This window comes from Ruegeria sp. BB10 (assembly GCF_056535725.1).
This window is the reverse complement of the sequence record NZ_JBQFIW010000002.1, coordinates 134,958-147,243: the sequence shown is the minus strand read 5'-3', so window position 1 is coordinate 147,243 and position 12,286 is coordinate 134,958. Positions and strand designations below refer to the sequence as shown.

General features: G+C 57.6%; 10 protein-coding genes. 5 read left to right on the top strand and 5 right to left on the bottom strand.

What is annotated here, in order from left to right; genetic code table 11:
- Positions 1 to 53: 53 nt before the first annotated feature.
- Both ACR3EP_RS19690 and ACR3EP_RS19685 read right to left on the bottom strand, forming a co-directional pair.
- Positions 54 to 1,358 (bottom strand): ABC transporter substrate-binding protein, encoded by a 1,305-nt coding sequence (locus tag ACR3EP_RS19690; RefSeq protein ID WP_170351958.1) that lies wholly within the window; start codon positions 1,356 to 1,358, stop codon positions 54 to 56.
- A 94-nt stretch (positions 1,359 to 1,452) separates the two neighbouring features.
- Complete coding sequence (locus tag ACR3EP_RS19685) at positions 1,453 to 2,478, bottom strand: LacI family DNA-binding transcriptional regulator (RefSeq protein WP_480639137.1); 1,026 nt, start codon at positions 2,476 to 2,478, stop codon at positions 1,453 to 1,455.
- 122 nt (positions 2,479 to 2,600) lie between these two features.
- On the opposite strand from ACR3EP_RS19685, the gene xylB reads away from it, so the two are divergent.
- Positions 2,601 to 4,037, top strand: a complete 1,437-nt coding sequence (xylB, locus tag ACR3EP_RS19680) for a xylulokinase (protein ID WP_170400080.1) — start codon at positions 2,601 to 2,603, stop codon at positions 4,035 to 4,037.
- Here the strand turns inward: xylB and ACR3EP_RS19675 are convergent.
- Positions 4,034 to 5,629, bottom strand: coding sequence for a GMC family oxidoreductase (locus tag ACR3EP_RS19675; protein ID WP_170400082.1), 1,596 nt, complete (start codon positions 5,627 to 5,629; stop codon positions 4,034 to 4,036). The two genes, xylB and ACR3EP_RS19675, sit on opposite strands and share 4 nt — an antisense overlap.
- Positions 5,630 to 5,737: 108 nt before the next feature.
- On the opposite strand from ACR3EP_RS19675, the gene ACR3EP_RS19670 reads away from it, so the two are divergent.
- From ACR3EP_RS19670 to ACR3EP_RS19655, 4 genes are all read left to right on the top strand, one after another.
- On the top strand, positions 5,738 to 6,976 hold the full coding sequence (locus ACR3EP_RS19670) for a TRAP transporter substrate-binding protein (protein ID WP_170400084.1): 1,239 nt from the start codon (positions 5,738 to 5,740) through the stop codon (positions 6,974 to 6,976).
- Positions 6,977 to 7,044: 68 nt separating this feature from the next.
- A complete protein-coding gene (locus ACR3EP_RS19665) occupies positions 7,045 to 7,710 on the top strand; it encodes a TRAP transporter small permease (protein WP_170351953.1) in 666 nt (221 codons plus the stop codon).
- Positions 7,710 to 9,068 (top strand): TRAP transporter large permease, encoded by a 1,359-nt coding sequence (locus ACR3EP_RS19660; protein ID WP_170351952.1) that lies wholly within the window; start codon positions 7,710 to 7,712, stop codon positions 9,066 to 9,068. The genes ACR3EP_RS19665 and ACR3EP_RS19660 overlap by 1 nt, the downstream gene beginning before the upstream one ends.
- 11 nt (positions 9,069 to 9,079) lie before the next feature.
- Complete coding sequence (locus ACR3EP_RS19655) at positions 9,080 to 9,859, top strand: IclR family transcriptional regulator (RefSeq protein WP_480639136.1); 780 nt, start codon at positions 9,080 to 9,082, stop codon at positions 9,857 to 9,859.
- 88 nt (positions 9,860 to 9,947) lie between these two features.
- On the opposite strand, the gene ACR3EP_RS19650 is transcribed toward ACR3EP_RS19655, so the two are convergent.
- Positions 9,948 to 10,925, bottom strand: coding sequence for an HpcH/HpaI aldolase/citrate lyase family protein (locus ACR3EP_RS19650; RefSeq protein WP_480639135.1), 978 nt, complete (start codon positions 10,923 to 10,925; stop codon positions 9,948 to 9,950).
- A gap of 18 nt (positions 10,926 to 10,943) precedes the next feature.
- Positions 10,944 to 12,239 (bottom strand): serine hydroxymethyltransferase, encoded by a 1,296-nt coding sequence (gene glyA / locus ACR3EP_RS19645; RefSeq protein ID WP_480639134.1) that lies wholly within the window; start codon positions 12,237 to 12,239, stop codon positions 10,944 to 10,946.
- Between the last annotated feature and the right edge of the window lie 47 nt (positions 12,240 to 12,286).

Sequence of the window (12,286 nt, the reverse complement as noted above, 5' to 3'; positions counted from 1 at the left end):
TGTGGAAGGGTAGGGCGGGGGGCAGACCTCTGCCCACCCGCAATTAGAAGACGTCAGTAACCTGCGGCTTCCATCTCTTCTGCGGTGAAGGCCTGCGCTTTTTCAAGCGCCTCTTCCACCGATTGCTGTCCGGCGTAAACGGCCGAGAATTCCTGGCTCACTTGCGTAGCAATGCCTGCAAATTCAGGGATCGCAGCAAACTGGATGCCGACATAGGGCACCGGTTTCACCGTCGGATCATTTGGATCAGCCGACAGGATCGAATCCAGTGTCATCTGGGCGAACGGAACCTTCTGATACTCGGGGTTCTCGTACAGTGATGTACGCGCACCCGGCGGGACGTTGGCCCAGCCTTCGTTTTCGGCCACCAGTTCAATGTAGTCTTTCGAGGTTGCCCATTCGATGAACTGCTTGGCAGCATCCGCCTGTTCGGTGCCTGCAGGGATGGCCAGCGCCCATGCCCAGAGCCAGTTGGAGCGCTTGTCAACGCCTTCCGAATTCGGAGCCAACGCGAAGCCGACTTTGTCGGCCACAGTCGAGTCGTCAGGATTGGTTACAAACGATGCCGCGACAGTGGCGTCGATCCACATGCCGCACTTGCCCTGCTGGAACAGCGACAGGTTTTCGTTGAACCCGTTAGTAGCGTAACCCGCGGGGCCGGATTCACTCATCATGTCGACGAAGAAAGTCAGCGCTTCGTTCCATTCCGGCTGATCAAACTGGGGCTTCCAGTCTTCGTCGAACCAGCGGGCACCAAAGGAATTTCCGGTCACGGTAATGAACGCGCCACCTTCACCCCAACCGGCTTTGCCACGCAGGCAAATACCGTTGATGTCGTTGTCTCGATCCGTCATCGCCGCAGCCGCCTCTCGGATGAACTGCCAGGTCGGCGCATCAGGCATTTCCAGACCGGCTTTTTCCATCAGATCAGTGCGATACATGATCATCGAGCTTTCGCCATAGAACGGAGCCGCGAACAGCGTACCCTCATGGCTCAACCCGTTGCGCATCGCGGGCAGGATGTCATCCACATCATATTCAGCGGACATTCCTTCCAGCGGCACCAGCCAACCATTGGCGCCCCAGATCGGGGTTTCGTACATACCGATGGTCATGATGTCGAACTGGCCACCTTTGGTGGTGATGTCGGTGGTCACGCGCTGGCGCAACACGTTTTCTTCTAGCGTCACCCATTCGACATCGATGCCGGTCGCCTCGGTGAACTTGTCGGTATAGCCCTGCATCCGGATCATGTCGCCGTTGTTCACGGTCGCTATGGTGATGGATTGCGCGTGGGCCGCTGCCGTGGCGACGAATGTCAACGCCGTCGCCGCACGAAGTGCGTTTTTCAGATACATCCTTGTCCTCCCTGAGCTTGGATGCTGTGCAGGAAGCCTAGTTCATAAATTGTCGCGGCGTCAATAAAAACTTTACGCGCGTTAAATTTAATGTTCAGGCGGACTCGCGTAAAACAAGCCTTGCGGGAAACAAAGTTTCTGTTCGTTTTTCAAATTTCCCACCGCTTTCAATAAGTTCGAACAGTGTTTCGACACTGCGGGCAGCCACATTGTCATAGTCATGCGCGGCCGTTGTCAGGGACGGGCATGTGAATTTTGCGAAGGGATGATCGTCATTTGAGGCCAATCGTAATGTACAATCTTCCTTGCGCCCAACCCGAATCCCCTGTTCGTAGCAGGCCGCCAGAAATCCGATGGCGAGACGGTCATTGCTGCACAGCACCGAGTCGGTCCGCAGGCTGCGTTCTTCCAGCACTTTTCGCGCACCTTGCCGACCGATCTCTTCAAAGGCCCATCCTGTGCCGTCAATCTTGATGATATGCGGCTCAAACCCCAGACGCTCCATGACATCGACATAGGCTTTGCGCCGCTTATTGGCATTTGGGTTGGCTGGGGTACGCATTTCAAAGAACGATGGTGGTTCTCCGGTGCGAGTCATGTATTCCACGGTTTGAGATACAAAACTGAAATTGTCCGAACCGATGAAAGCAGCCCCCATACCATCAAGGTTACTGTCGAACAGAACCGTTGGAACATCGGCGCAGAATTTTTCAATCGCTGACTGATCCGACGCGCGGCCCAGCGGTGCTAACAGAACACCTGCTGGTTTCAGCGACCGTAAGCTGTCGAGTATCTCACTCTCCAGTTTTTGCTCGCCATGTGAGCTGAACAGAGACGGGCGATACCCCGCCGCGATACAGGATTGCTCCAGGTACCGCGCGATCTCGGCAAAAAAGGGATCAGCCAGATAGGGCACGACGATACCAATATTCTTGGTCAGCTTCCGGTTCTGATTTATGGCGTAAATATTAGGGCGATAGTCAAAACGCTCTAACGCCTCTTCGATGCGCGCCCGCGTTGTGGGCCGCACGCTGTCCGGGTCGTGGAAATATTTCGAAACCGTCGGCCGGGATATCCCGCTGAGGGCCGCGAACTCTTCCATGTTTTTAATCTTGGTCATGCCAATCTACCTGCGGATCTTTGCCGCTTTGATCTTATCATAGCTTTACATATTCTTTGCGCGCGCTAAAAAATCAATAGCCGGACATGTGCCGCACCTCGGACGCAGGGCAAGGGATGTAAATGTATCTCGGGATCGACATCGGCACATCAGCGGTCAAGGTTGTCTGCGCCGGCACGGCGCGGATAATGGCGACGGCATCGGTTGAAATGCAAACCTCTTCGCCACAGCCTGGATGGTCGGAACAGCATCCTGACCTGTGGTGGCGCGCCACCTGCGATGCGCTGCGCAAGCTGGGGGAACAGATCGCGTTGGCGGAAGTTCGGGCCGTCGGTCTGTCGGGTCAAATGCATGGAGCCGTACTGCTTGACCAGGACTTGTACCCAATCCGTCCGGCCATTTTGTGGAATGACAGCCGTTCGGCGCAGGAATGCGGTGAACTTCGCGATGCGTTGCCGCAGATCGGTCAGATCGCGGGCGTTCTGCCCCTGCCGGGATTCACTGCGCCCAAGATTACATGGCTGAAGCGGCATGAGCCTGAAAACTATGACCGCATCGCTCATATCCTGTTGCCGAAGGATTATATCGGGCTGCGCCTGCACGGGGTCCTCGCGACGGATCCCTGTGATGCGGCGGGCACCCTTTGGCTGGATCAAGCCGCGCGGCAGTGGCACAGCGGGATCGCCGAGGCGACCCATGCTGCGACCCACTGGCTGCCGCAAATTTCCGATGGGCACGAAGTTGTGGGCACAATTTCGGCAGATGCGGCCAACCAGACCGGACTGAAGCCCGGCGTACCTGTTGTAGCAGGAGGTGGGGATGCGGCCACCGGCGCAGTGTCGCTGGGAGCAACTGAACCGGGGCGAGGGTTTATTTCGCTGGGCACCTCCGGTCAGTTATTCGTTGCGGATAGCGTATATAAGCCAAACCCTGAACGATATGTGCATGCGTTTGCGCATACACTCCCTGATCGCTGGTTCCAGATGGCGGCAATGCTAAACGGCGCCAGGCCAATCGCGTGGATCGGCGGGCAGCTTGGATTGTCCGCGGCGGAAGTCATCGCAATGGCAGAAACAGCACCGCAAGACCGTGTGCCGATTTTCTTGCCTTATCTGACAGGCGAACGCAGCCCCCACGGCGATCCGCATATACGCGCCTGTTTCTTTGGACTGGAAGACGCGACAACGCGTGCAGAAATTTGTCGCTCGGTGGTTGAGGCCATCGCGTTTTGTTTCGCCGACGCCGCCCAGAGTTTTGGCGACTCGATAGACGGCCTGTCGGATTTGGCCGCTATCGGCGGCGGCAGCCGGTCCGACCTGCTGCTTGGGTTGATTGCAACGGTGACAGGCAAACCCATCCTTCGATCTGAGGGGGCGGATTCCGGGCCCGCCTATGGCGCGGCACGTTTGGCGGCTTGCGGTGACAAAGCGCTGACTATTGAGGACCTTGCCATCCAGCCCGCAGGATCTGTCAGGTTCGATCCTGCGGAAATGGGCGCATTGTCGGACCGGCTTGGCCGGTTTCGCTCGCTTTACAAAGCAGTTCGCGCTGCCGTCTAGGCATCCGCTGCCAACAAATCGCTGGCCTTTTCTCCAATCATGATCGCAGGAGCGTTCGTATTACCGCTGACGATCTCGGGCATAATCGAACAATCCGCCACCCGCAGATTGGCAATTCCGTGGACTCTTAGCTTTGCGTCGACAACCGATGCCTCAGAGTTGCCCATCGCGCAGGTGCCGGTCGGGTGATAGATCGAGGTCGAATTTGACCGGGCCCAATCCAGCGTGCCTTCGTAATCGTCACAGCTCAGATCCGCCGAGGGCCTGAATTCCTCGGATATCTTCGAATGCAACGGGTTCTGCTTAGCAATCCCGCGGGCGATGTTCACGCCGTCGACGATGGTTCGACAATCCGTTTCGGTCGACAGGTAATTCGGGATTATTTTGACGTATTTTGAAGGGTCTGGCCCGTTCAGGCGCAGCTCACCCCGGCTTTCCGGGCGCAGCTGACAGACCGACATGGTAAAGGCCGAAAACGGATGCACACCCTCGCCGGGGCTGTCGGCGGACCATGGTTGGACGTGGAACTGAATGTCCGGAGTTTCAACGTCGGGGCGGGTCTTCATGAACCCCGTCGCCAGGCTGGCCGCCATGGTCATCGGACCGGCACGGAACAGGGCGTACTTCAGAGCGATACGCGCCTGATTGAACAAGCTGCGGACCTCATCGTTCAACGTGGGTTCATTGCATTTGAACACCAGTCTTGCCTGCAAATGGTCCTGCAATCCCTTGCCGACACCGGGAAGGGCGTGCAGCGGTTCGATGCCGTTTTCCTTCAGGTGGTCCGGGTCGCCGATCCCCGACAGCATCAAGATTTGGGGCGAGTTAATCGCACCACCGGACAGGATGATTTCGCGCCGAACTTTCAGGGTTTGCTCGGCGCCCGAACGATCCCGATAGACCAATCCGGTCGCCTTTTTGCCCTCCAGCGTGATCCGTGTCACCAGGGCCTTTGTGATGATGTTTAGGTTCTGTCGATCGCGGATGGGTTTCAGATACGCCACGGCAGCGCTACAGCGGCGGCCATTGCGCGTGGTTAGCTGGAAATACCCCACACCTTCTTGCTCAGCCCCATTGTAGTCTGGATTAAACGGATACCCTGCGGCCTGCGCGGCTGCGACCCAGGCGTCACAGATTGGCCGTTGGATGCGCATGTTTGACACCGACAATGGCCCACCGACGCCGTGGAATTCATCCTCGCCACGCTCCTGATCCTCGCAGCGCTTGAACAAGGGTAGTACGTCGTCCCACCCCCAACCTTCGTTGCCCATCTGACGCCAGCGGTCGTAATCCTCTTTCTGGCCGCGCACGTACAGCAACCCATTCAGCGACGAAGACCCGCCCAGCACCTTGCCACGCGGCCAGTCGATAGAGCGCCCATTCAGCCCTGGATCAGGTTCGGTACGATAACACCAATCGACCGAAGGGTTATGCATGGTTTTGAAATAGCCCACCGGGATGTGAATCCACGGATTGGTGTCGCGACCGCCGGCCTCGAGCAAAGCAACGGTCACGTTGGGGTCAGCGCTCAGGCGATTGGCGATGACACAGCCCGAAGACCCGGCCCCGACAACTGCATAGTCTACTTCCATGATCACCTCCCTGAAACTGGTTTCAAAAAGTTCTAGCCAAACGATGAGAAATATACTAGCCTTTTTTGATACAAAACGTCTCATTATTTGCGATCAGGGAGGTAAGCAATGGAGATCGGACGGAAACTAAGTGGTATTTCACGGCGGGATTTTTTCCGCGTGGCAGGCCGTTACGGTATGAGCTCGACTCTGCTGGCTGCAGGTGGGTTCGGTGGGGCGATGAGCCTTGCGAATCTGGCGCAGGCTGCCGAATCAACCTACGAAAAGCGCTTTTCGAAAGAACCCAAACACACGCTGAAATTCGGAGCTTCGGGCTTTAATACCCGCAACCTGCTGATCGAACGTGCGGGCGCAATCGAATTTGCGCGTGATCTGGAAGAGCGCACCGATGGTGAGATTCGCATCGAGTTCATCGGCGACAACCAGATCTGCGGTCAGTTGAGCTGCGTCGAGAAAACCCAGCAGGGGATCGTCGACATCTATGCCGCCTCGACTCAGAACTCGGCTGGTGGTGCGCCCTATCTGAACGTGCTGGATTATGCCTATATGTTCCCCAGCCGCGCAGCGCAGTACCACTTCTTCTACAGCCCGGCGAGCCAGCGCATTCTGCGCGATCCGCTGGAAAAACGGCACGGTCTGAAATTCCTGTTCACCCATTGTGAACTGCGCGGTCTGCAGATGGGCGCGAACTTTGCCGACAAGCCAACCGTCACAAAGCTGGAAGAACTATTTGGCACCAAGAACCGTGTGACGGGTACGCAACTTGGCCGTATCGCCATGCAACTGCTGAACCTGAATCCGGTACCTGTCGCGTGGGAGGAAACGCTGGACGCGCTGAAAACCGGCCTGATCGACGGCGCCGAAACTTGGGCATCGGCTGTGGCCTACGCCAACATGGCGCCTGTGGTGTCACAATCGGTGAACCTGAAATTCTTCTGCGGTACTGAACATACCTCGATGTCGGCTAAAGTCTTTGATGGTCTGGGCGGTGAGTTGCAGGATGCGGTGATGGAATCGTCCTACTTCACTCAGGCGCTGATCCAAGGCGCGAACGAAGCCGCGCTGTTGAACACCGTTGGTTTCTCGGAACCGCAACTGCCGCACACGATCTTCGCCGAAAACGGCGTACGCCCGGCCTTCCTGGCGGACGACCAAATTAAACTGGCCGAAGAAATGTGTGCCCCCAATTACAACCCCGAGCCTTGGGCACAATGGCGCGAGCGCATTAACAAATGGGCCGGTGGCATCGACACATATCAGGAGATCTACGACATCGCGCGTGAGATTCCCGCTGATACAATTGCGGAAAACGTCGAGCCACGCCGTTGGTGGAGAGGCGAAGCCTAACCTAAGCTTAATACGAACCGGCCCGGGTGGGCCGGTTCCACTAAACACCGACTGGGAGGACGGGGTTCATGTCATTTTGGGCAGATGTCGGCGCGATATTCAGTGCTTTACTCACCTTCGATTCATTCGAGATTCAATCCGCGCTGGAATCCGACGCAACATGGGTCGTAGGCGCAATCGTCTCGGCCTTGGGTGGGCTCCTCATCATGTGGATTTACCAAAAAGTGCCGTTTGTCGAACGCCACTTTGAACGTGCCGTGATGGTTTATTCCTACCTTGCGATTGCCTTCATCATCTTTTGGGGCGTGATTGACCGGTTCGTGTTCAACGATCAGGAGCCTTGGTCAACAACGATCCCGCCACTGCTGTTCATGGTGATGGCGTGGTTCGGCGCGTCTTATAACGTGCGGCTACGCACGCATCTAAGCTTTAGCGAATTTCGCACCTCTATGCCGCGCGGCGGGCAACTGGCTTGCCTGTTCCTAGATGCTGTCCTTTGGTTCATCTTCGCAGTGATCGTCATTGTGACCACCACACGGTTGGTGGCGCTGTCGGCATCGAATTTTCAGATCGTTCTGGGTACTGACAACATCATGCAGTGGTGGTTCCTGTTGGCCGCGCCGCTGTCGTTCTTTTTGATGGTCGGGCGGGTGTTTCAGAACCTCGCCGACGATCTGCACAACTGGAAAACAGGTGAGCCGCTGATCAAGCAGGCCGTGATTGGAGCAGACTGATGACAGACGGAACCATGGTCACACTGATCTCGCTTGGGGTCACCTTTCTGTTCATGCTGGGCGTGCCAGTGCTTCTGGTCATCGGCTACTGGGTTATTGGCTGCTCGTTTGTGCTGGGCCTGACGCTGGACAATATGGGGGCCGAACTGCTGAATGTGTTCAACAAAGGCTTCGCCCTGCTGGCGATGCCGCTGTTCATCCTGACTGGCGACCTGATCAACAAATCCGGCATCGCACGGCGGCTTAGCGATTTTGCATATGCCTGTCTGGGCTGGATACGCGGCGGGCTGGCAATGGCATCGCTGGGGGCTTGCGGGCTTTTCGCAGCGATTTCGGGGTCAAACTCGGCAACAACCGCGACCATCGGGTCGATGCTGCACCCTGAGATGGTCAAGGGCGGTTATGATGAACGCTTCAGCGCCGCAACAGCGGCGGCGGGTGGTACAGTTGGGATCATCATCCCACCGTCGATCATCTTCATCGTTTACGGGTTCCTGATGAACCTGCCGATTTCCGAGCTGTTTGTGGCGGGTATCCTGCCCGGCGCGTTGATGGTGTTTGGCATGCAATTTGCCTGCTGGATCATCTGCCGGATCAACGGCTGGGGATATTTGATCCCGTTGCAACTAAACCGGGTGTTGAAAACCGCGTTTGGTGCATGGCTGGGCTTTTTCGCCATCGGTTTGGTGTTGTGGGGCATCTACACGGGCAAGTTCTCACCGACCGAGGCGGCCGGTGTGACCGTAGGCTTCTGCGTCATCGCAGGGCTGGTCAGCTATCCGATCAACCGTGTCATGGGCGCACGCAATGACATTCCGCCGACCGAAAAAAGCTATGCTGAGATGTTCGTGGTCGAAGGCTTCACGATCCCCGAGATCCCCTCGATCGTGATCCGCTCGGCCCAGATCACTGGTATCCTTGCACCGCTGATCGCAATTTCGGTTGTGATGCAGCAAATCTTGTCGCTGCTCGGCGCGCAAGAGACCATCGGGAATTTCGTAACCTCGATGGGGGGTTATCATGCGGTGCTGTTCACCTCGATGGTGATCGTCTTCTTCTCGGGCATGGTACTGGAAAGCCTTCCGGTCACGATTATTCTCGCCCCGATCTTGGCGCCGATTGCCGCCTCGGTTGGCATTGATCCGATCCACTTCTCGGTGATTTTCCTCGTGGGTGCTTCTATCGGGTTCATCACGCCACCTTACGGGCTGAACCTGTATGTGGCGTCGGGTGTGACGGGCGTGCCTTATTTCCGGCTGCTGCGGTATACGGTGCCTTATCTGGTGGCTCTGTTGTCGGTCTGGATTTTGGTGTCGCTGGTGCCGGATCTGGCCTTGATCCTGCTGCCAAATAACTAGAATGTTGCGGGATGGCCGAGACGGAAACACAAGAAAAAGAAACTCAGATCCCAACGAACCTGCGCCTGTTGCTGATCCTTGAAGAGGTAGCTCGGCGCGGGGTAGCTGTTAAACCGTCAGACCTGATCGATGCATTGGGTCTGGCAAAACCCACCGTTCACCGATTGCTGCAAACGGCCGAGGCCGAGGGGTTTTTGCAACGCGATCTGGACGGTCGATCTTATGGCCCTGGCCGTCGTTTGCGGCTGCTGTCCGTCAACACCATGTCTGCCGAACATTTGCGGACTGCACGCCTGGCCATATTGCGCAGCGTGGCCGAGGAGGTGGGAGAGACCTGCAACCTCGCCATTCCCGACCGCGAGGGGATGATCTATCTGGACCGGGTCGAAACCAAATGGCCCCTGCGCATTCAGTTGCCAGTGGGCACGCAGGTTCCGTTTCACTGTACGGCCAGTGGCAAAATGTACCTGTCCACGCTGCGTCAGAAAATGCTGGACGGGTTTCTTTCGGCCGGAAAATTGCAACCGCAGACCGAGCGTTCGCTGACGGACCCCAATGAAGTAAAGGCCGAAGTCCAACGCATTTCCGACAATCAGTATTCTACCGATGATGAGGAATTCATGACCGGAATGTCCGCACTTGCGGTGCCTGTTCAGGACGGGCAGGGCAGGTTGGTAGGGACGCTATCGGTTCACGCCCCGACCCAACGCCATGATGTCGGCAGCCTGATGTCGTTTCTGGAAACACTGCGACAGGGCGCGGACAAACTTTCAAGTCTTCTCGCTGAGTGACCAGATAAACGCAGCGCCAAACTGTAACAGTGGTCGATCCACAAAACCGTTTGGCGCTGTACTATCTAGGTAGCCTAAGCCCTTCGGGTCAAGCCGCTGCGATCTGGCCTGCTTTTTCGACCAGCACTTCGGCCTGACGGATTGAGGCATAGTCGATCAGACGGCCATCCAGAGACACAGCGCCTTTGCCCGCCGATTCAGCCTCGGCCATGGCGACAAGAATGCGCTGTGCCTTGGTGACTTCGGCCTCGGATGGCGACATGACCTCATTGGCCAGGGCAATCTGGCTGGGGTGGATGGCCCATTTGCCTTCACATCCCAGAACCGCCGCGCGTTTTGCTGCTGCACGGTATCCGTCGGGATCCTGAAAGTCGCCAAATGGCCCATCGATTGGACGCAGTCCGTTGGCGCGTGCCGCAACCACCATGCGCGCCAGCGCATAGTGCCACATGTCACCCCAATGGGTCAGACGGCCACCATCGGCATCTGCGTCGGTCAACACGGAATAATCGGGGTTCACGCCGCCGATGATCGTGGTTCGTGCGCGGGTCGAGGCCGCATAGTCAGCCACTCCGAAATGCAGGCTTTCATTGCGTTTGGAAGCTGCCGCAATCTCGCTGACATTCTGCATCCCAAGCGCGGTTTCAATGATGTGTTCGAACCCGAGCCGTTTCTTGTAGCCTTTGGCGTCCTCAATCTGCGTTACCAGCATATCGACCGCATAGACGTCCGCAGCGGTGCCAACCTTGGGGATCATGATCAGGTCCAGCCGTTCGCCAGCCTGTTCGACCACATCCACCACGTCGCGATACATATAATGCGTATCCAGCCCGTTGATCCGCACCGACATGGTTTTGTTGCCCCAGTCGATATCGTTCAGCGCCTCGATGATGTTCTTGCGGGCCTGTTCCTTTTCATCAGGCGCGACCGCGTCTTCCAGATCGAGGAAGATCACATCTACATCTGATTGTGCGGCCTTTTCGAACATTCCGGGTTGGCTGCCCGGAACGGCCAGTTCGCTGCGGTTCAGGCGAGCAGGGGCTTGGTCGATGTTATGAAAGCTCATGGGTAAGGGTCCTTCGTCTTACAGGTTCGGATAGAGAGGGAATTTGGCGCAGAGGTCTGCGACCTCGGCTTTGACCTTGGCTTCGACGGCGCTGTTGCCGTCTTCGCCATTGGCGGCCAGCCCGTCGACCACTTCGATGATCCAGTCGGCGATCTGGCGGAATTCGACCTCGCCAAAGCCGCGGGTGGTGCCGGCGGGCGAGCCCAGGCGGATGCCGCTGGTGACGGTCGGTTTTTCCGGGTCAAACGGCACGCCGTTCTTGTTGCAGGTGATATGCGCGCGGCCCAGGGCCTTTTCGGTCGCGTTGCCTTTGACGCCTTTGGGGCGCAGGTCGACCAGCACCACATGGGTGTCGGTGCCGTGGGTCACCGTGTCCAGACCGCCCTTGATCAACTGGTCCGACAATGCCTGCGAATTGACGACGACCTGCTTGATATAGTCCTTGAACGCAGGCTGCAGAGCCTCGCCGAAGGCCACGGCCTTGGCCGCGATCACATGCATCAGCGGGCCGCCCTGAATGCCGGGGAAGATCGCCGAATTCACTTTCTTAGCGATATCTTCATCATTGGTCAGGATCATGCCACCACGCGGACCGCGCAGGGTCTTGTGCGTGGTCGTCGTCGCCACATGCGCGTGCGGGAAGGGGCTGGGGTGTTCGCCTGCCGCAACCAGACCGGCGAAATGCGCCATGTCCACGTGCAGATAGGCACCGACCATGTCGGCGATCTCGCGCATGCGGGCAAAGTCGATCACGCGCGGGATGGCCGAGCCTCCGGCGATGATCAGCTTGGGCTGGTGCTCTTTCGCCAGCGCCTCGACCTGATCATAATCCAGCATGTTGTCTTCCTTGCGGACGCCGTACTGCACCGCGTTGAACCACTTGCCCGACTGGTTGGGGCGCGCGCCGTGGGTCAGGTGACCGCCGGCATCCAGGCTCATGCCCAGAATGGTGTCGCCGGGTTGGATCAGCGCCTGGAACACGCCCTGGTTGGCCTGGCTGCCCGAGTTCGGCTGCACGTTGGCAAACTCGCAGCCAAACAGCTGCCTGGCGCGGTCGATGGCCAGGTTTTCAGCGATATCAACGAATTGGCAGCCGCCATAGTAGCGCCGCCCGGGATAGCCTTCGGCGTATTTGTTGGTCATCACCGAGCCCTGCGCCTCCATCACGGCGGCAGAGACGATGTTCTCGGACGCGATCAGCTCGATCTCGTCGCGCTGGCGGCCCAGCTCAGATGTGATCGAGCCAAAAAGCTCAGGGTCACGATCAGATAGGGATTGGGTGAAAAAACCGTCTAGACGATGCGGGACATTCACGGGGCATATCTCCTGTGGAAGAGGGTCGAAGCAACGGTTAAGGCCGC

Excerpts from the sequence above, each read along its gene's own strand:
- ACR3EP_RS19690 (WP_170351958.1), bottom strand. The coding sequence starts at position 1,358 with ATGTATCTGAAAAACGCACTTCGTGCGGCGACGGCGTTGACATTCGTC.
- ACR3EP_RS19685 (WP_480639137.1), bottom strand. The coding sequence starts at position 2,478 with ATGACCAAGATTAAAAACATGGAAGAGTTCGCGGCCCTCAGCGGGATA.
- xylB (WP_170400080.1), top strand. The coding sequence starts at position 2,601 with ATGTATCTCGGGATCGACATCGGCACATCAGCGGTCAAGGTTGTCTGC.
- ACR3EP_RS19675 (WP_170400082.1), bottom strand. The coding sequence starts at position 5,629 with ATGGAAGTAGACTATGCAGTTGTCGGGGCCGGGTCTTCGGGCTGTGTC.
- ACR3EP_RS19670 (WP_170400084.1), top strand. The coding sequence starts at position 5,738 with ATGGAGATCGGACGGAAACTAAGTGGTATTTCACGGCGGGATTTTTTC.
- ACR3EP_RS19665 (WP_170351953.1), top strand. The coding sequence starts at position 7,045 with ATGTCATTTTGGGCAGATGTCGGCGCGATATTCAGTGCTTTACTCACC.
- ACR3EP_RS19660 (WP_170351952.1), top strand. The coding sequence starts at position 7,710 with ATGACAGACGGAACCATGGTCACACTGATCTCGCTTGGGGTCACCTTT.
- ACR3EP_RS19655 (WP_480639136.1), top strand. The coding sequence starts at position 9,080 with ATGGCCGAGACGGAAACACAAGAAAAAGAAACTCAGATCCCAACGAAC.
- ACR3EP_RS19650 (WP_480639135.1), bottom strand. The coding sequence starts at position 10,925 with ATGAGCTTTCATAACATCGACCAAGCCCCTGCTCGCCTGAACCGCAGC.